The organism is Runella sp. (genome assembly GCF_965279615.1).
Lineage (GTDB): Bacteria > Bacteroidota > Bacteroidia > Cytophagales > Spirosomataceae > Runella.
The window spans coordinates 7,382,032-7,398,278 of the sequence record NZ_OZ257252.1 but is presented as its reverse complement, the minus strand read 5'-3'; the positions used below and the strand labels follow the sequence as shown (position 1 = coordinate 7,398,278).

General features: G+C 44.2%; 15 protein-coding genes. 4 read left to right on the top strand and 11 right to left on the bottom strand.

Annotation, left to right across the window (positions count from 1 at the left end):
• The first annotated feature begins 270 nt into the window (after positions 1 to 270).
• Complete coding sequence (gene yidC / locus ACQY73_RS31195; protein ID WP_428658089.1) at positions 271 to 2,151, top strand: membrane protein insertase YidC; 1,881 nt, start codon at positions 271 to 273, stop codon at positions 2,149 to 2,151.
• 254 nt (positions 2,152 to 2,405) lie between these two features.
• On the opposite strand, the gene ACQY73_RS31190 is transcribed toward yidC, so the two are convergent.
• Both ACQY73_RS31190 and hisS read right to left on the bottom strand, forming a co-directional pair.
• Positions 2,406 to 2,993: a Uma2 family endonuclease gene (locus tag ACQY73_RS31190; RefSeq protein WP_428658088.1), complete on the bottom strand. Its 588-nt coding sequence runs from the start codon at positions 2,991 to 2,993 to the stop codon at positions 2,406 to 2,408.
• Between the two features lie 13 nt (positions 2,994 to 3,006).
• Positions 3,007 to 4,368 carry a histidine--tRNA ligase gene (gene hisS / locus ACQY73_RS31185; protein ID WP_428658087.1) on the bottom strand — a complete coding sequence of 454 codons (1,362 nt, stop codon included), beginning with the start codon at positions 4,366 to 4,368 and terminating at the stop codon, positions 3,007 to 3,009.
• 201 nt (positions 4,369 to 4,569) lie between these two features.
• Between hisS and ACQY73_RS31180 the strand changes: the two genes are divergently transcribed.
• A complete protein-coding gene (locus tag ACQY73_RS31180) occupies positions 4,570 to 4,719 on the top strand; it encodes a hypothetical protein (RefSeq protein WP_013929369.1) in 150 nt (49 codons plus the stop codon).
• Here ACQY73_RS31180 and ACQY73_RS31175 read toward each other — a convergent pair.
• Positions 4,716 to 5,024, bottom strand: a complete 309-nt coding sequence (locus ACQY73_RS31175; protein WP_428658086.1) for a hypothetical protein — start codon at positions 5,022 to 5,024, stop codon at positions 4,716 to 4,718. The genes ACQY73_RS31180 and ACQY73_RS31175 overlap by 4 nt on opposite strands.
• Positions 5,025 to 5,163: 139 nt before the next feature.
• Between ACQY73_RS31175 and ACQY73_RS31170 the strand changes: the two genes are divergently transcribed.
• Positions 5,164 to 5,928 (top strand): class I SAM-dependent methyltransferase, encoded by a 765-nt coding sequence (locus ACQY73_RS31170; protein WP_428658085.1) that lies wholly within the window; start codon positions 5,164 to 5,166, stop codon positions 5,926 to 5,928.
• A 138-nt stretch (positions 5,929 to 6,066) separates the two neighbouring features.
• On the opposite strand, the gene ACQY73_RS31165 is transcribed toward ACQY73_RS31170, so the two are convergent.
• The 7 genes from ACQY73_RS31165 to ACQY73_RS31135 all read right to left on the bottom strand — a co-directional run bounded on the left by ACQY73_RS31165 (position 6,067) and on the right by ACQY73_RS31135 (position 11,460).
• A complete protein-coding gene (locus tag ACQY73_RS31165) occupies positions 6,067 to 6,465 on the bottom strand; it encodes a hypothetical protein (RefSeq protein ID WP_428658084.1) in 399 nt (132 codons plus the stop codon).
• Positions 6,466 to 6,596: 131 nt separating this feature from the next.
• Positions 6,597 to 6,956, bottom strand: coding sequence for a TerB family tellurite resistance protein (locus tag ACQY73_RS31160; protein WP_428658083.1), 360 nt, complete (start codon positions 6,954 to 6,956; stop codon positions 6,597 to 6,599).
• Positions 6,957 to 7,088: 132 nt separating this feature from the next.
• A complete protein-coding gene (locus ACQY73_RS31155; protein ID WP_428658082.1) occupies positions 7,089 to 7,391 on the bottom strand; it encodes a hypothetical protein in 303 nt (100 codons plus the stop codon).
• Positions 7,392 to 7,465: 74 nt separating this feature from the next.
• The gene (locus ACQY73_RS31150) at positions 7,466 to 8,830 is read right to left on the bottom strand and encodes an ATP-binding protein (protein WP_428658081.1); all 1,365 of its coding nucleotides are present in this window, start codon (positions 8,828 to 8,830) and stop codon (positions 7,466 to 7,468) included.
• Complete coding sequence (locus ACQY73_RS31145) at positions 8,827 to 9,516, bottom strand: response regulator transcription factor (RefSeq protein ID WP_428658080.1); 690 nt, start codon at positions 9,514 to 9,516, stop codon at positions 8,827 to 8,829. The genes ACQY73_RS31150 and ACQY73_RS31145 overlap by 4 nt, the downstream gene beginning before the upstream one ends.
• Positions 9,517 to 9,561: 45 nt before the next feature.
• The gene (locus ACQY73_RS31140; RefSeq protein WP_428658079.1) at positions 9,562 to 10,098 is read right to left on the bottom strand and encodes a DinB family protein; all 537 of its coding nucleotides are present in this window, start codon (positions 10,096 to 10,098) and stop codon (positions 9,562 to 9,564) included.
• 141 nt (positions 10,099 to 10,239) lie between these two features.
• The gene (locus ACQY73_RS31135) at positions 10,240 to 11,460 is read right to left on the bottom strand and encodes an enolase C-terminal domain-like protein (RefSeq protein WP_428658078.1); all 1,221 of its coding nucleotides are present in this window, start codon (positions 11,458 to 11,460) and stop codon (positions 10,240 to 10,242) included.
• Between the two features lie 309 nt (positions 11,461 to 11,769).
• Between ACQY73_RS31135 and ACQY73_RS31130 the strand changes: the two genes are divergently transcribed.
• Positions 11,770 to 14,268 carry a PIG-L family deacetylase gene (locus ACQY73_RS31130; RefSeq protein ID WP_428658077.1) on the top strand — a complete coding sequence of 833 codons (2,499 nt, stop codon included), beginning with the start codon at positions 11,770 to 11,772 and terminating at the stop codon, positions 14,266 to 14,268.
• Positions 14,269 to 14,470: 202 nt separating this feature from the next.
• Here the strand turns inward: ACQY73_RS31130 and ACQY73_RS31125 are convergent, their stop codons facing one another.
• Positions 14,471 to 16,153 (bottom strand): hypothetical protein, encoded by a 1,683-nt coding sequence (locus ACQY73_RS31125; protein WP_428658076.1) that lies wholly within the window; start codon positions 16,151 to 16,153, stop codon positions 14,471 to 14,473.
• Positions 16,154 to 16,247: the final 94 nt, after the last annotated feature.

Below are 16,247 nucleotides of genomic sequence, written 5' to 3'. Positions count from 1 at the left end.
CCAGAAAGTTTCGCAATGATAACTCTAAAACGTGATTGTGTCAAGAAAATTTTTATTAAATATTAAATTTTTAATGTGCCGGGTTAAATTTCAGTAAAATATTACCGCTTATCCTTCCTTCAACTACTATTTCTTGAAAACTCACTAACTTTGCAGCCGTTTTTAAAAAGAAAGTTAAACGTTACCGGTTAATGGTCGAGCGGGTGAAGATAACAAACTGATTTACCGACTAACCGACAACGTGTAACATATAACGTCAAAACCAAACAAATGGAGAGAAATCAAATCATTGGATTAGCGCTAATCATGACGATGCTGATTGGGTATCAGCTGTTAGCCCCGAGTCCTGAGCCAACCAAGCCTAATCCAACGGAGCAAGCAAAAAACAAACCAAACCCAACGGCCACTGCCCCGGTACAAAAACAATTGGATTCAATCACTGCCAAAGCAGTCTATGGTGATTTTGCAAGTGCGGCACAGGGAACAGCCCAAGACATCATTGTCGAAAACGACGATGTACGTGTTACATTCAGCACCAAGGGCGGAAATGTTAAAGAAGTATTACTCAAAAAATACAAAACGTATCAGCAACAGCCGTTGTATTTGATCGATGCCCAAAGCAGTAAATTCAGCCTTGAGTTGCCTACCAACAAAGGAACGGTCAATCTTTCGGAATTATACTTCACTACCGATTCACAAAGTCAGACCATCACCGCCGGCAAATCAGCCAAAGTGGCGTTTCGTCTGGCGATGGGAAACAATCAATACGTTGAACAAACCTATACAGTACAGGGAAGCGGTTATCTGATCGATTATGATGTGCAACTGGTTGGACTGGATGGATTGGTTAAAAATGAGCCAACGCGCCTCGTGTGGCAGGACAAGTTGAAACAACTTGAAAACGACATGGCCGAAAACCGCAAGGTCGTAACTACTAATTATTACTCAGACGGCTCCCTTTCGGACATTGGCCGCGGACAAAGCGACAACGTTGAAGACAAAATTGAGAAACCTGTCTCGTGGTTTTCGCACAAAAACAAGTATTTCTTAACCGCTTTTATCGCCAAAAATTCACCATTGAGCAATGTAACGCTCAAGTCGCTCGTAGATGCTACGGATACGACCTATATCAAAACCATGCAGACCGAAGGCTCTCTTGCCACGGCTGATCTGAAATCGGGAAAAGGGAACTTTCAGTTTTTCTTTGGTCCCAATGATTATCAAGTGGTAAAAGAAGTACAGGCGGCTCCTGATTTTGGCAATAACGTGGATTTGGGCTACGCTATTTTGAGGCCGCTCAATAAGTATTTCTTCGTGCCGATGTTTAACTTTCTGGAGAAATTCTTCAGCAATTACGGAATATTGATCATCGTTTTGGTACTGATCGTTAAGGCTTTAATGACACCGCTCGTCTATAAGTCGTACGTGAGTATGGCTAAAATGCGGATGCTTGCCCCCGAGCTTGCGGTGATTCGCGAAAAAGTAGGCGACGATGCCGCTAAGATGCAGCAGGAGCAAATGAAACTGTATCAACAAGTAGGTGTCAGTCCATTGAGCGGTTGTATTCCGGTATTGGCAACCATGCCTATTTTGATGTCATTGTTCTTCCTGTTCCCTAACCTGATCGAACTTCGGCAGGAAGCTTTTTTGTGGGCAAAAGACCTTTCAACCTACGATGCACCGATCAAATTGCCTTTCTCAATTCCGTTTTACGGAGCGCACGTGAGTATTTTCACGTTGGCCATGACGGTTTCACAATTGGTGTACGCGTGGTACAATAACCAAATCACGCCGACTCAGGTGCAGCAGCCCGGTATGCCGGATATGCGTATGCTAACCTACTTTATGCCGGTGATGTTCATGTTCATCATGAACTCATTCCCCGCAGGGTTGAGCTTCTATTATTTGGTTTCCAACGTAGTAACGATTCTTCAACAACAGATCATTCGTCGTTTTGTCAATGATGATAAGATTCGGTCGATTTTGGAAGAGAACCGCAAGAAGATCGCTTCAGGGGTGAAAAAGAAATCGAAGTTCTCCGACATTCTGGAGCGCTCGATGAAAGCCGCTGAAGAAGCTAAAAAACAATCGGAAGAAGCCAAAAAGCAAACCGAGGCCAAACGCCAACAGATAAAGAAAAAGAATCCATAAGAAGTCAGAGATAAATATAGAAAAGGCTGCGAAGTTGTACTTCGCAGCCTTTTCTATATTTATCGTTTAAGGTTTTCGGGTTTTACAGGAAAAGTATTGCTTTAACGAATGGTCGGACGTTTCGCCGGTCGGGTTGTGAGCAACCCTCCACACACTTCTCGTTTCCGTGCGGAGGACGGTCGGCCGCTGCCGTTGCTCACAACCCGACCGGCGAAACGATCAATTATTTTAAATCCCCTAAATTGTATGCTTAATCAGTCCAAAGGCAAATCATCCGTATTCAAATACACATCTTCCATCGGCAGCGTAATATCCACCGATTCTAAGTAAATATTTCCCTGTATATCAATTGCTTCTGATGCTAAAAACCAAATTCCGGCTTCATTTTTACGATACACTTCTGCATGAATTTTTTTTGAGTCAATCAAGACAAATTCTCTTAGACTTTCCAACTGTCGATAAAATAAAAACTTATCGCCCCGATCATAGCCTTCCGTGCTTTTTGAAAGTACTTCCACAATGATCAACGGATTCATAACTGTATCTTTGTATAAATCCGAGAATTGAGGTTTGCCACATACCACTACAATATCGGGATAGCTATAAAGCCCGTCGGTATGCCGCGTCAATATTCGCTGGTCACTTGACATGGTGCGGCAGGGTTTTCCTCTCAAATTAAGCTTGATGTTAAAAACCAGATTATCCTTTACTACATTGTGCCTTGTAGTAGCGCCCGCCATCGCAAAAATCTCACCCCGATAATATTCACTTTTATAGGTGGCGTTTCGCTCTATTTCCAAGTATTGCTCAGGTGTATAATATGTTTGAGGTTGCGCACTCATGCTTAATGTTTTTTTAAACAAAGTTATTCAAAATCTCTGCCAAAGCCAATTTCTGCTGCTCACCCGACTGCATGTTTTTAAGCGATAAAATACCCGTTTGCATTTCTTCTGAACCGATAATTAACACATACGGAATACGCTTGCGGTCGGCATAATCGAATTGTTTTTTGAGTTTAGAAGCATCGGGATATAACTCGGCATTGATACCCGCTTCGCGTAATTGACGCAATACACCCAAGCCGTATGCTTCTGCATCGGCGTCAAAATTGGTGATCATGACTTGGGTAGAAACCGACTGATTTTCAGGAAAAAGCTTTAATTCTTCCATTACATCATAGATACGGTCTACGCCAAACGAAATGCCCACACCCGAAAGCCCCGGCATCCCGAATGTTCCCGTCAGGTTATCGTACCGCCCACCGCCGGAAATACTTCCCATTTGCACGCCGTTGGCTTTTACTTCAAAGATCGCTCCCGTGTAATAACTTAAACCGCGTGCCAACGTCACATCCAATTGAAGTTGAGGGTTTAGCAAACCGAACTTCTCCACTTTCGCCCATACTTCTTCCAACTCCGCCACGCCTTTGGTCCCGATCTCGGAGCCGGCCAACCACTGACGAAGATTTGTGAAAATACCGGATTGATTATCCGCTAATTCGTAGATCGGCTGCAGTTTCTCAATGGCTTCGGCCGAAAAGCCGCGCTCGGCCAATTCTTCTTCCACTTTTTCCTTGCCGATCTTATCCAATTTATCGATTGCCACACACATCGGCCCTTCCTGTCCCGGCGCACCGATCACTTCGGCAATACCGCTTAGTATCTTACGGTTATTGATCTTTACGGTAAAATCCATCACGCCCAATCCGCGCAACACTTCATGGATCATCAGCACAATTTCGGCTTCGCAAAGCAGTGAATTCGTTCCAACGACATCGGCATCGCATTGATAAAATTCACGGTACCGTCCACGTTGTGGTTTATCAGCACGCCATACAGGTTGGATCTGATATCGTTTGAAAGGCATCACCAGATCGTTGCGATTCATGACCACGAACCGGGCAAACGGCACAGTCAAGTCATAGCGAAGTCCCTTTTCAGAAACCTTGAGCGTAAGCTTTTTATATCCTTCCTGAAGTTGCGCTTCGGTCAGTTCTTTGGCAAAATCACCCGAATTAAGGATTTTAAAGAGAAGTTGATCTCCTTCATCACCGTATTTGCCCATCAAAACCGAAAGATTTTCGATGGCGGGTGTTTCTATGGGTTGAAAACCATAGCGTTGAAAAATACGGCGAATTGTATCAAAGATATAGTTACGCTTGGCCATCTGCGCGGGCCCAAAATCGCGCGTTCCACGGGCTAAAGAAGGTTTACTCATTGGAAAGTCTACAGTTGAAATGCGAGAGTCCACCGCCTGTTTTCTCAAAACCGTGGTCTACCGACCATCGACTGTGGACTTTTCAAAGCACAAAAGTAGCAGCCTCATTGAAAAAAATAGGCGCGTGGTTTATTTTTTTCGGAAAGAAGTCCGTATTTTTGCGGCTCAATTTTAGAATCATCATTAAAAGATAATACTACAATGGGCGTGACCAAACTTTTGCGCAAAGCAAAGCGCAACGTAATGATTCCACAAAACAAGGAAGCTCTTATTAAGCACCGCACGTGGAAACCTGAAATTAAGAAAATTGATATTGAGGCAATCAAGGCAGAGTTTGCCGCCAAAGCCTAAACATTTTTGCCGCCTTGAGCGGCATTTTTCTTTTTAAGGGCCGTTTCAAACTCTTTTTGCATTTTCTTCAACTTCCGACGAACTTCCCGACGGTATTGGTATTGAACACGGAAAATAATGGCTTGACCAAACAATGAAATTCCTGCATTGATGACGATCAAACTATACGTTCCCATCAAAAACCATTGCCGAAAAGGAGCATTGGTATGTTTTAAATGTCCTGCCTCGCTGAACACACACAGACCATAGCCAATCAATACCAAACTTGCCGGTGCCAATAGAAGCCACTTCGTTCGGGAGCTCATGCGTTTTACCAATTTTTGTCCGGGTGGTTTCGACGTTTTTGGAATCATCTTTGTTGTAGGTGTCTTTAAGTTTTGCTTTTAATTCGAAAAGTAAAAACTTTGCAGGACTTGTTGAATAAAAATCTCATAAAATTCACGAATGAAAGACATCATCAGTTGGGTGTTGCGGCATGTACCGCGTAAGTATTTACAGTTGGTCAGTCATTTTGGAGCCAAAGCGTTGTCGGTTTTCTATCTTGGCAAAGGCGTAGAGTGCAGCGTATGCGGCAGCGAATACAAAAAATTTCTGCCTTACGGACGTTCCGGAAGAGACAATGCCCTTTGTCCCAACTGCTTATCGCTCGAACGCCACCGATTGATGTATTTATACCTGCAGCGAAAAACGCCGTTTTTTAAAGACAATCTAAAGTTGCTTCATGTAGCGCCTGAGTATTGTTTTATTGACCGCTTTGAGAAGATGAAAAATCTGGACTATATCACGGCAGATATAGAGTCGCCGCTGGCCAAGGTCAAGATGGACATTCACGAAATTCCTTTTGAAGCCAATACGTTTGACGTAGCCTTCTGTAATCACGTAATGGAACACGTTGATGATGATATAAAAGCCATGTCAGAACTTCATCGCGTACTGAAGCCCGGCGGTTGGGCTATCATTCAATCGCCGCAGGATTGGTCGAGAGCTACCACCTTTGAAGACCCAACCATCACCGATCCAAAGGAGCGCGAAAAACATTACTGGCAAGACGACCACCTTCGCCTTTTTGGCCGTGATTATGGCCAACGCCTCGAAAAAGGCGGTTTTAAAGTAACCGAAGACCATTTTGTCATGAACGAACTCACTCCCGAAGAAGTAAAACGCTTTGCACTTCCTGCCAACGAAGTCATTTATTTTTGCCGAAAATAAGCATCGTTTATATCAGAGCAAAAAAAATTCCCCCAAGAAAATCTCGGGGGAATTCTGCACTCTACTATTCTTAATCTAAACGAAATGGTGCTTCTCGTCATATCGGATTTTCATAAGTCTTCCTTATGATGTCTGTTTTTATTTGCTTAATGTATCGGCCTTCGACTTTTCATTTTTACGGGCAATTTGCATCTCTACCGGCGCAGGTTTAGCGTGGCTTTTGTAATGATTGGGCAGTACAAATGGGTTTTGAGGTTCAATCCCAATGGTTGGAACACTCACTGCCACCGTTGCTTCCTGCGCAAAATTCATTGCTCCCTGACGTTTATAATTATGGACCGACATCGCATTATTTTGCAATTTCAAAGGTACCGGACGCTCACTTGACGCAACCACCAATGCCGCTTGGCTTTGCGGTGCCCGTTGCGAAACAGGGCGCTTATAGTTGTGTGGCGAGTTGACAGATGCGCTTTGCGCCAACACCGACGACGAACTTAACAAAATAACGGCTATACACGACTGAACGAATGATTTCATGATGATTTACTGATTTATGATTTGGAATACGTAACTGTTGTTGTCTTTCGACTTTACAAAGGTAAGGCAGGCGTCTTAGAGCGGGATTAGCACAACATTAGAATAGCCTTAGAAATCAGTTATGTTTATGGTCAGACTGTGAGTATGTCATGTCTGAATCGACGAATAAATGCTATTTCTTTGCCCGATACCCGTTCATCCGCTTGCGCGATATTTTGCATTATCTTGATGAAATGCTCACGGGTAGCTATATCCAATTCATTGCTGTGTGAGGAAAAGCAACGCATAGCGAAATGGTAAGCTTCCTCCACAGGCGTCTGATAATGCTCCCGCAATTGAAAAGACTGCATAGCCAGCTCACCATGAGGCACTTCTATCAGCACATTACGGGCTTTCAACGACTCGAGTTCATGCAACTGTCCATCCATTTTGATGAGCGCATAAACGGCACTTCCTAAGCCAACGTATACATTAGGGATGAAATTTTTCATATTTTTCAATCGGTTAAAAGACTCAAAATCAATTAATTATTTCGTATTCTACTAAAGAAAAAACAGGATAAATCAATCATTCATCCTGTCTGACATCACTACAGCCAATACACTCTACTTTAACTCATGTAATCATTTTTCAAATTCTTGGTTTTCCTGTTGAGGCAGTCCGTTTTTTGCCTTAACCAATTCTTTTTCGACCTGCAATTTAGCCGCGTAGAGTGAGTCGTAACGCAACCGAAGTGCATCATGCTGTTGGCGCAGGAGTTGATGTTGCTCCCGATAGCGAAAAGCCGTACCTATTCCTCCAAAAAAAAGCAGAATAAAAACCAGAAAAAGAGCGCCCGCCACAAATGATGCGGCCCATTGTCGGTTTCGTTTATTGATAACCGCCTTATCAGGTGTGGAGAAATAATCTAATTTATAGTGTGCCATGTGAATGTCTTATTCAGATAAGCAAAACTAACATCACACTATTAGAAGGAACTTAGAAGTAAATTAGAATAGTATTAGATTTTTTTGGGAAGAATTATCACAAAAGTAGTTCCAAGCTCCGGTGTAGACTCTACCGACAGCAGCCCTTGGTGCAGTTTGATGATCCGTTCGGTCAGGGAAAGACCAATACCGTGTCCGGCAACAGCGCGCGCATTGGAACCACGACGAAACGGTTTGAAAATCAAGGGTAATTCCTCTGCCGGAATGGCCGGGCCTCGGTTATGAAAATGGATTTCAACGACATTCGATACATGTTGAAAGCGAACCTCGACCGTATTGTCCGGCGAAAATTTAGCCCCATTTTCCAATAAATTGGTCAGCGCGATTTGAAGCAATGGCTCATTGCCCAACACACTGAAATAGGTAGACTCATTGGAAAAACTTTCCAGATCCACTTTGATAATGTATTCCGGGTGCGCCTTCAACAATTCACTCCGAACCTGCCAAAAAACTTCATCTAAATAGATTTCAGACATTTTAACGGCCGATTCTTCCATACTGACCTTCGCCAATGATAATAAGCCGTTTGACAACCGATTAAGTTGGCGGGCATCATCGAGTACAGAGCGAAGCGTGTCCTGCCATTCCTGCGGATTATTGTCCATCAAAGCTACCTCAATTTGACCCGTAATGGCCGTCAGCGGTGTTCGCAGTTCGTGGGAGGCATTGGAGACAAAGGCCCGTTGCAGTTGAAACGCTTCTTCCAAACGGTCAAGCATCCGATTGAAACGCTCGGCCAATTGCCCGATTTCGTCGCGGGAATCAGTCACATCCACCCGCAGGTTCAGGCGCGAAGCCGTAATGGTATCTACCCGTCCGATCAGTTTTTTAAGCGGTAACAACGCCCGATAGGCATAAAACCATCCTACCAAAAAAACGATACAACTCCCAAACAACCAACCGATTCCAAGCACCCAAAGCAGACTGTTGACGTCGCTGTAACCGTACTTATCTACGGCCGAAGCAAAGACGACAAAGCGGTTGTATTGATCGGCAAACAGCACCCCTACCACTTCCCTTGGACCTTCATTCCAGCGAACTTCGGTTTCGAGACGTACACGATTCAGGATGCTTTTATCTACTTTTAAATAGTCCGTACCGCTCTCGTATTGCAGCGAATCCCGATAGTTGTAAATAATAATCTCCTCTTCATTAAGCACCGTCAAGTGATTCTTATCGAGCAACTTAAAAAGTTCAGGAGTAACCGTTTCTTTTCCGAAAAGCAACTCCGCCGAAGTGGTTGCTTCGGCCTTGAGTCGTTCATAGAATTGGGCTTTACGATGCTGCTCGGCGAGGACATAAATAACGATGCAAAACAGTAGCAACAGGATCGAAACTACCGCCGTAAAAAGCACAGTCAAACGGGTACGAATCGTCATTTTTCTTTGAGCGTATAACCCATCCCCACTACGGTATGAATGAGCTTATTGGCAGTGTCTGTCTCTATTTTTTTTCGTAAATAATTGATATACACCTCAATAAAATTGGTACCGGTATCAAAGTCAATGTCCCACACTTTTTCGGCAATATCTACTTTTGATACGACCCGTCCGCGATTACGCATAAGGTATTCCAACAACGCAAACTCTTTGGCCGTCAGCTCAATGGTTTGTCCGCCGCGCCGTGCCAGTTTTTGGTCCAGATCCAATTCCAAGTCAGCTACCCGTAAAATGTTGGTAGGCCCGGCAGTTTTGGTGGCACGTTTCAACAATGCCTTCAAACGAGCTACCAACTCCATAAAATCAAACGGTTTGACCAAATAATCATCCACTCCTGCATCAAAGCCCGCGAGTTTGTCAGCGGTAGTATCCAGTGCCGTAAGCATTAGAATGGGGATTTGGGTATTTTGGGTACGAATATGCGTTGCCAATGTTACTCCATCCATGTAAGGAAGGTTGACGTCCAACATAATGAGGTCATATGTATGTTCTTCAAAAGATTGCTTTCCTTCTTTTCCATCTACAGCTATCTTTACCGTAAAACCTTGACGTTCAAGCCCTTTTTTGATAAACGCAGCTACTTTAGCTTCATCTTCGACTAAAAGTATATGAGGAACAAACTCCATAAATAACTTGCTTCTATTCTTTGATTTTTGGAATCATTGCCATTTTTAAACAGGCATTTTACTTTTCAATTCTTCTACTTGATTGAGGTGCCGATCAATGTGAAAACGCAGAAATTCAAAGCGCTGGCGAATGTCGATCGGCCCCGAGATCGGATGTGGATGAATGAGTGTTTCCAATTCTTCATCGTTCAGTTCATTGCCCAAGGCATTTAACTCCACCTGAAGGCTTTCCAACGAAGCCGCCCAAAAACCAATGGGCCCGCCCAATCGCGGTGCTGCTACTGCCGGAACAATTTCTTTGGGTTGCCACGTCTTTGCTACAATTTCTTCAATTGATAGGCCTTTATGGATCAATTCGCCTTCCCACATTTTTTTTCCTTCACGTGAGGCCTGCATTACCTTCCACATTCCCAAGATTCCACCGTGTTCGGCCCAGTATAAGTGTTCCGTTAGATCCACCACGTTCCAAACATCCGGCGCCGGTTTCCATTGCGCCTGCGCATCAGACAGTTGTCTGACGGTATCCAGGTAGCGATTACGTGCTGCCAACACTTCGCTGATGAGCTTTTTTACCTGATTCATGTTAGAGGTTTTTTGGTATGCATTAAAGGTAAAAAAAAGGGGCGAGAAATTGCTTCCGACCCTTTTTTGATTTCTAATAAGGTTATTTTTCGTTCTGCTTTTTGAACGTCGGCAAGGTTTGGAACCTTGCCGACGTTGGGATTAATTGTTTTTCAACAACTTAATCCCAAACCCCGGCGCAGTAGGCGGAATAAACTTCCCATCCACTATTTTATAACTGCTGAAATCCACTTCTTCACTCGTGCAGGGGACTCCTTCGATGGTCACGGTATTTCCTAAACCACCCGTCAATTGTGCGGTATAATACGACTTAAACATTTCGCCAAAGGCATGGGGCGATGCCCAAATTCCCAGTTTTTTCAATTCAGGCATTAGTTGCCGCCAAGGGGTGAAGCCATAGCTCATGAGATCGGTCAGGTGTACGTCAATGAGTTTTTGTTCTTCCAACTCACGCAGCAACTTCTGATCCGGATTCGCTTCCCCATCAGCCAGCAACGTTTTGACATTATTTGCCTTTATCCAACCCCTCAGTTTTTGATAATCAGCGATGGTTTCAGCAAACGGTTCTTCTATCCAAAACAACGGAATATCGCCGATGCCTTTCAGGTAGGCAATCGTGGTGTCGGCGGTATATCCGTCATTGGCATCTACCAGAATTTCACAATCCGGAAAGGTTTTACGAACCAGTTGGGTTACTTCAATGTCTCGCTTCAATCCTTCTTCTTTCGGCATCCAAATATTGCCGCGGCCTATTTTAAGTTTAAACTGACGATAGCCCAATTTGTAGTCGCCGGCGCAGTTTTCAACGATGTTGTCCATCCCTTTTACCAAGGTCTTCACAGGCCCCTCTTTCGGCTCCAATTCGTCAAAATAGATCATGCCGCTGTAGCACTTGGTCATGATTGGCTTTTTTCGCCCCAGCAGTTCATAAACAGGTTTATTGAGAATAACACCTGCCAGATCATGCAAAGGCACATCGAAAGGCAAGGCTTTGGGGTCTGTGACGCCAATCGAAGGTTGAAATACTTCCGACACCCGTTTTCCTTTCAGGTAAGCAATGGTTTCGTCGTTACGCCTTCCGTGCATCCCCCACCCTTTTGCTCCTTGATCAGTAGTAAGGGTACAAACACTGACTTTCGGACCGTAGCCATGAATATCACGGCGGGCATTTTTACCGACAAATCGCGGCCATTTCAATTGCACCTGTGTATAACTTATTTCCGCAATTTTATGGTCGGCCAAGTCGCCGGCTCCTGCGCTGTGCAGCAACATTTCGGCAGTTTGCGCCGTCAAGGGAGTGCCCAAAGCGATAGTTGCCGCGCTTCCTTCGGCCAATTGTCGGATAAAATGTCTTCTTTTCATGAGGTTTAGAATAAGAGAGGCTTACATTCAGTTAAGGATTTCACAACCGGAGAGGTCATTCTTCGCAGTTTGACACATCTGAAAAATGAACATCTTTATAAGGCAGAAATCTGCTGAATTACCCTGTCTATCTGCCGGGAAAATAGGGATTTCCATAAGCTACTTATTCAAAGGGATTTTGTAAAAATCGAGTAACGAAATTAAAAATTGCAAATTTGAGCTTAAAAGAAGGAAAAGCTAAATGCAATAGTGTATTCATTTTCGACGGTTTTTGTAGTTTTGTCAAATCACCTGCAAAATGACCCAACCATGAGAGAATTCAAGTTTTACTCCTTTTCACTTTCCACTTTATTCTTTTTCACTTTTTTTGCCCACGCCCAAGTAAAACCTTTAAGCTCCAGCGAAATCCTCTTAAATCTTAAAAAGTTAAATGTGTTGGGCAGCGCTATGCACATCGCCGCTCACCCCGACGATGAGAATACTCTGTTGCTGACGTATTTATCGAAAGAACGACTCGTTAAAACGCAATACCTGGCCCTGACCCGCGGCGACGGCGGTCAAAACCTCATCGGCCCTGAGCAGGGCGAATACATCGGTATCATCAGAACGCAGGAACTACTGGCGGCTCGTCGCATTGACGGGGCCGAGCAACTTTTTTCACGCGCCTATGATTTCGGATTCTCCAAAACCCGTGAGGAGACGCTCAAATTTTGGGGTGAAAATAATATCCTTTCGGACGTCGTTTACCACATTCGTAAAAACCAACCCGACGTGCTCATTACACGCTTCCCACCCGATGCGCGAGCGGGCCACGGGCACCATAATTCATCGGCATTCTTAGCTGAGTTGGCCTTCAAAATGGCGGGCGATCCTACCAAGTTTCCGGAACAACTTAAAGAAGTGCAAACATGGCAACCCAAGCGCGTGGTTTGGAATACATTCTCACCGGGTTTTTCGAATCAACAGCCGGCCGACAAAGGCAGTTTCATCACGGTCGATATTGGCGGATACAGCCCTTACATCGGAAAATCATTTGCGGAAATTGCCGCCGAAAGCCGCAGTTCCCATAAAAGTCAGGGCTTTGGCTCGGGCGCTAATCGCAGCGCGCGCATTGATTTTATGATGCACAAAGACGGTGTGGCTGCCGGTAAAGACCTTTTTGACGGCGTAGACATGTCGTGGAGTCGTGTGAAAGGCAGCGAGCAGGTAGCACAGTTGGTGGATCAGGCCATTCGCAATTACAACGTCAATTATCCTGCTTCATCGGTGCCTGTGTTGGTAAAAATATACCAGGAATTAGGTAAACTGGATGCGAAAAATAAGTACGTTCAGCAAAAGAAATCGGAAGTGGAAACACTGCTTCAAAACTGTTTAGGCATTTGGTTTGAAACCAATCCCGTCGATTATGCCGTGGCTCAGGGAGATCGTGCTACAGTACGCATCAGTGTGGTGAAGCGGGCCAATTATCCGCTCAAGCTTACACGTTTGCAATTTTGGGGTGCCGAAAAGGATTCTACGCTGGCTCTTGAACTCAAAAACAATGAGTTATCTACGTTCACTTATAACGTAGTTGTTCCAAAAACCACCAAGATCAGCCAACCATATTGGTTGGAAAAGCCCATCAAAAACGGGGCTTTCCAGATTGACGACCAATCCAAACTCAGCACACCCGAAAATATCCCTACGCTGCAAACATCGTTTACATTTCTGATTGATGATCAACCGTTTACGTTCACCAAACCGTGGGTCTATAAATCAACCGATCCCGTAGATGGTGAGGTGTATCGGCCGTACGAAATTCGGCCGGAAGTGACCGCCAATGTCACCGAAAAAGTATACGTTTTTGCCGACAATCAACCCAAAATGGTGGATGTTTTGGTAAAAGCCCACCGCGCCAATGTCAAAGGAACGGTGATGTTTGAAGTGCCCGCAGGATGGCGCGTGGAGCCGGCACAAATCCCGTTTGAATTGCTCGAAAAATACCAGGAACAAACCGTCAGTGTGAAAGTGTTTCCGTCGGCACAACAAAGTGAAGTAAAACTGAAAGTGATTACAAAAACCGAAAACGGCGAAAATTCATACAGCCTCAAATCGGTTGAATATAAGCACATTCCTACGCAAACCATTTTCCCGATCGCTACTACGGCGTTGGTAAAACTCGATATTAAAAACAAAGCAAAAACCATCGGCTACATTGCCGGCGCCGGCGATGAGGTCCCTGCTGCATTGCGCCAAATGGGCTGCCAAGTAACGCTGCTTGACGAAAACGCATTGAGCAAGAGTCTATCCATATACGATGCTATTGTAGTGGGTGTTCGGGCGTATAATACCGAAGAACGCATCAAATATTTTCAGGACAAACTGATGGAATACGTCAAAAACGGCGGGACAATGGTGGTACAATACGTAACGGCGGGAGGTTTCGGAAGTACCCTTAAAGTAAAAGAAATGGGGCCGTATCCTTTCAAAGTAGGCCGTGACCGCGTAACGGAAGAAGACGCCGAAATGCGTATCTTACAACCTAACCATCCGATTTTGAATACGCCCAACAAAATTACGCCTGACGATTTTAAAGGATGGATTCAGGAGCGCGGCATCTATTTTGCCGTAGAATGGGATAAAAACTACACGCCCATTTTCTCCGCCAACGACACCGAAGAAGCCGCAAAAGAAGGTAGCCTTATCTATGCTCCTTACGGAAAAGGCCATTTTGTGTATACAGGGCTGGTATTTTTCCGCGAATTGCCGGGAGGGGTTCCGGGTGCGTATCGGTTGTTTGCCAACTTGATCTCGTTGGGCAAAAAATAGTTCATTGATCTTTAAATTGGGTTTGACAAGAAAATATTGATCTACCGGTCGGGTTGTGAGCAACCCTCTGCACAGAAAATACACTTCCCGTGTGGAGGGTTGCTCACAACCCGACCGGCGACTCGACCGACCGTTAACCGAAGAATGATATTTCTATGCTAAAGCGCTTAAGATCAGAATAATTCACAAAAAGATAGGCCGATCAATGTCGGCCTATCTTTTTTAACTTCTTCAAGCCTTTTCGCTTCAATACACATTTGGCAATGGCTTGCCGGAGACTGCGCCAGAGCGTAGCAAAATACGATTTTTTAGGATCTCGGGTGTATTCAATTTCGCCTATTCTGGTGGGTTCGTTCGGCCATGGATTATGGTCCTGAATAAAAATGGCATCGGCCAAACCCGTTATTAATTTCCGTTTTTTAACGTTTCCGTCATCGTCCTGTTTCAGAAAAACGGTTTTTAGGTCATGGTAGATCAAGGTGCCTCTTCCCCGTACTCCGTATTCATCTCCTTTCATTATAAATTTAAAACTTTTCACTTTTCCCGATTCGATCTTGGTCAACGCCAAAGGTTCTGTAACCTCATTAATGCGCTTTAGATCAATAGCTCCCAAACTTCCTTCACAGGTAAAATCGCCTTTTTTAGACGCAATATTGAACGTAAAATGTGTACTGAGTGGAGCCACGCCCATAAACAAACTTTCGATGCGGGCCTCACAAATTGGATTTTTTGCCAACGGCAGCGTGTCATTGGTTACATTGAAAAGATCACCTTTAACCAACTTGAAATTAACGCCTCCTCTTCCTTCTGTATCAGGGTTATATTCTGAGTACGAAATCAGGAAATTTTCGACGCGGACCGTGTCCAACTTCATTTTAAAATTCAAGTTCCGAAACAATTGTTGGGGATATTTTCCCACTTTGGAAGCAACGGCAGGATACGTACCATCTCCAAAAATATCAATGCCTCCGCGTTGAATGTGCGCTCGGTGCGCCACTAATTTCTTGTCAAAAACCAAGGCATTCAGATCCACTTCGTTTACCGTAATATCACCAAACGTAAAAGCGATACGGTCGTCGCCATCAGCGCGCGTAGTAAACTGAAGTCCTTTGAATTTAGGCATATAATGAATTCCTTTGACTTGTATTTGTCGCTGTTCTGATGAAAACGAAATCGTATCCAACCGAAAATCGTGCAGCGGGCTGACCGAAGGAAAATCCAGATTCAGCAATTCAAATGCGGTATTTTTAGAATAATAAAAGCGGGTGGTATCCCGCGCTGAAAGTGAATCGATCAGAAAATCTGTGATATTGATATTCAATTTATTGAGCACGATCCGTTCAGGGCGTTTTTTGGTTTCATCCGCAAAGGCGAACTTCATTTGATCAAACTCAATTTTTCTTACTCTAAATGACTTCACAAATTTTGAGATCATTGTATAAGGAGAAGCCGATGATTTCTTGGGTTTTTCGTCCTGTTTACGTTGCGTGATCTCAACAGTAGGTTTGTTGATTCTGATAAGGCCAATGTCCAGTTTTCGTTGTACAACCAACTTAAACAATTGAATGTCTGTGAGTCGAATTTCTTCAATATAGGTTCCGTAAATAAAATTTGAGGTAGAAATATTGTCCATCCGTTGCCGGTACAGCAGTGTATCAGGAATCAATTTGATGTGCGTAAGTTGTGCATTGCCCGCAAACGGCTCATACATAAGTTTTTCAAACTCAATTCGGTACATTCCGTCGGATGTTTCCGAAACTGATTTTTTGAGCGTTTTTGCCAATAGGGGCTGTAAGTAATACCGTTCGGCCACTACAACTCCAATGAAAAGCAGCGCTGGTATTGCTGCAAAAATTATGCCCCATTTAATCCATTTCTGCCTCATGTTTATGTTAAAGTTATTATCGGTGTGGTACTTGGTAATGACTAAAAAACCATGCCGGCAACGCTAAAAAAATAAGCGCCTACATTGCTGTGGG

Coding starts and splice junctions, on each gene's coding strand:
- ACQY73_RS31150 (WP_428658081.1), bottom strand. CDS start 8,830: ATGACGATTCGTACCCGTTTGACTGTGCTTTTTACGGCGGTAGTTTCG.
- ACQY73_RS31175 (WP_428658086.1), bottom strand. CDS start 5,024: ATGAGCTCCCGAACGAAGTGGCTTCTATTGGCACCGGCAAGTTTGGTA.
- ACQY73_RS31130 (WP_428658077.1), top strand. CDS start 11,770: ATGAGAGAATTCAAGTTTTACTCCTTTTCACTTTCCACTTTATTCTTT.
- ACQY73_RS31155 (WP_428658082.1), bottom strand. CDS start 7,391: ATGGCACACTATAAATTAGATTATTTCTCCACACCTGATAAGGCGGTT.
- hisS (WP_428658087.1), bottom strand. CDS start 4,368: ATGAGTAAACCTTCTTTAGCCCGTGGAACGCGCGATTTTGGGCCCGCG.
- ACQY73_RS31180 (WP_013929369.1), top strand. CDS start 4,570: ATGGGCGTGACCAAACTTTTGCGCAAAGCAAAGCGCAACGTAATGATT.
- ACQY73_RS31125 (WP_428658076.1), bottom strand. CDS start 16,153: ATGAGGCAGAAATGGATTAAATGGGGCATAATTTTTGCAGCAATACCA.
- ACQY73_RS31165 (WP_428658084.1), bottom strand. CDS start 6,465: ATGAAATCATTCGTTCAGTCGTGTATAGCCGTTATTTTGTTAAGTTCG.
- ACQY73_RS31190 (WP_428658088.1), bottom strand. CDS start 2,993: ATGAGTGCGCAACCTCAAACATATTATACACCTGAGCAATACTTGGAA.
- yidC (WP_428658089.1), top strand. CDS start 271: ATGGAGAGAAATCAAATCATTGGATTAGCGCTAATCATGACGATGCTG.
- ACQY73_RS31140 (WP_428658079.1), bottom strand. CDS start 10,098: ATGAATCAGGTAAAAAAGCTCATCAGCGAAGTGTTGGCAGCACGTAAT.
- ACQY73_RS31170 (WP_428658085.1), top strand. CDS start 5,164: ATGAAAGACATCATCAGTTGGGTGTTGCGGCATGTACCGCGTAAGTAT.
- ACQY73_RS31160 (WP_428658083.1), bottom strand. CDS start 6,956: ATGAAAAATTTCATCCCTAATGTATACGTTGGCTTAGGAAGTGCCGTT.
- ACQY73_RS31145 (WP_428658080.1), bottom strand. CDS start 9,516: ATGGAGTTTGTTCCTCATATACTTTTAGTCGAAGATGAAGCTAAAGTA.
- ACQY73_RS31135 (WP_428658078.1), bottom strand. CDS start 11,460: ATGAAAAGAAGACATTTTATCCGACAATTGGCCGAAGGAAGCGCGGCA.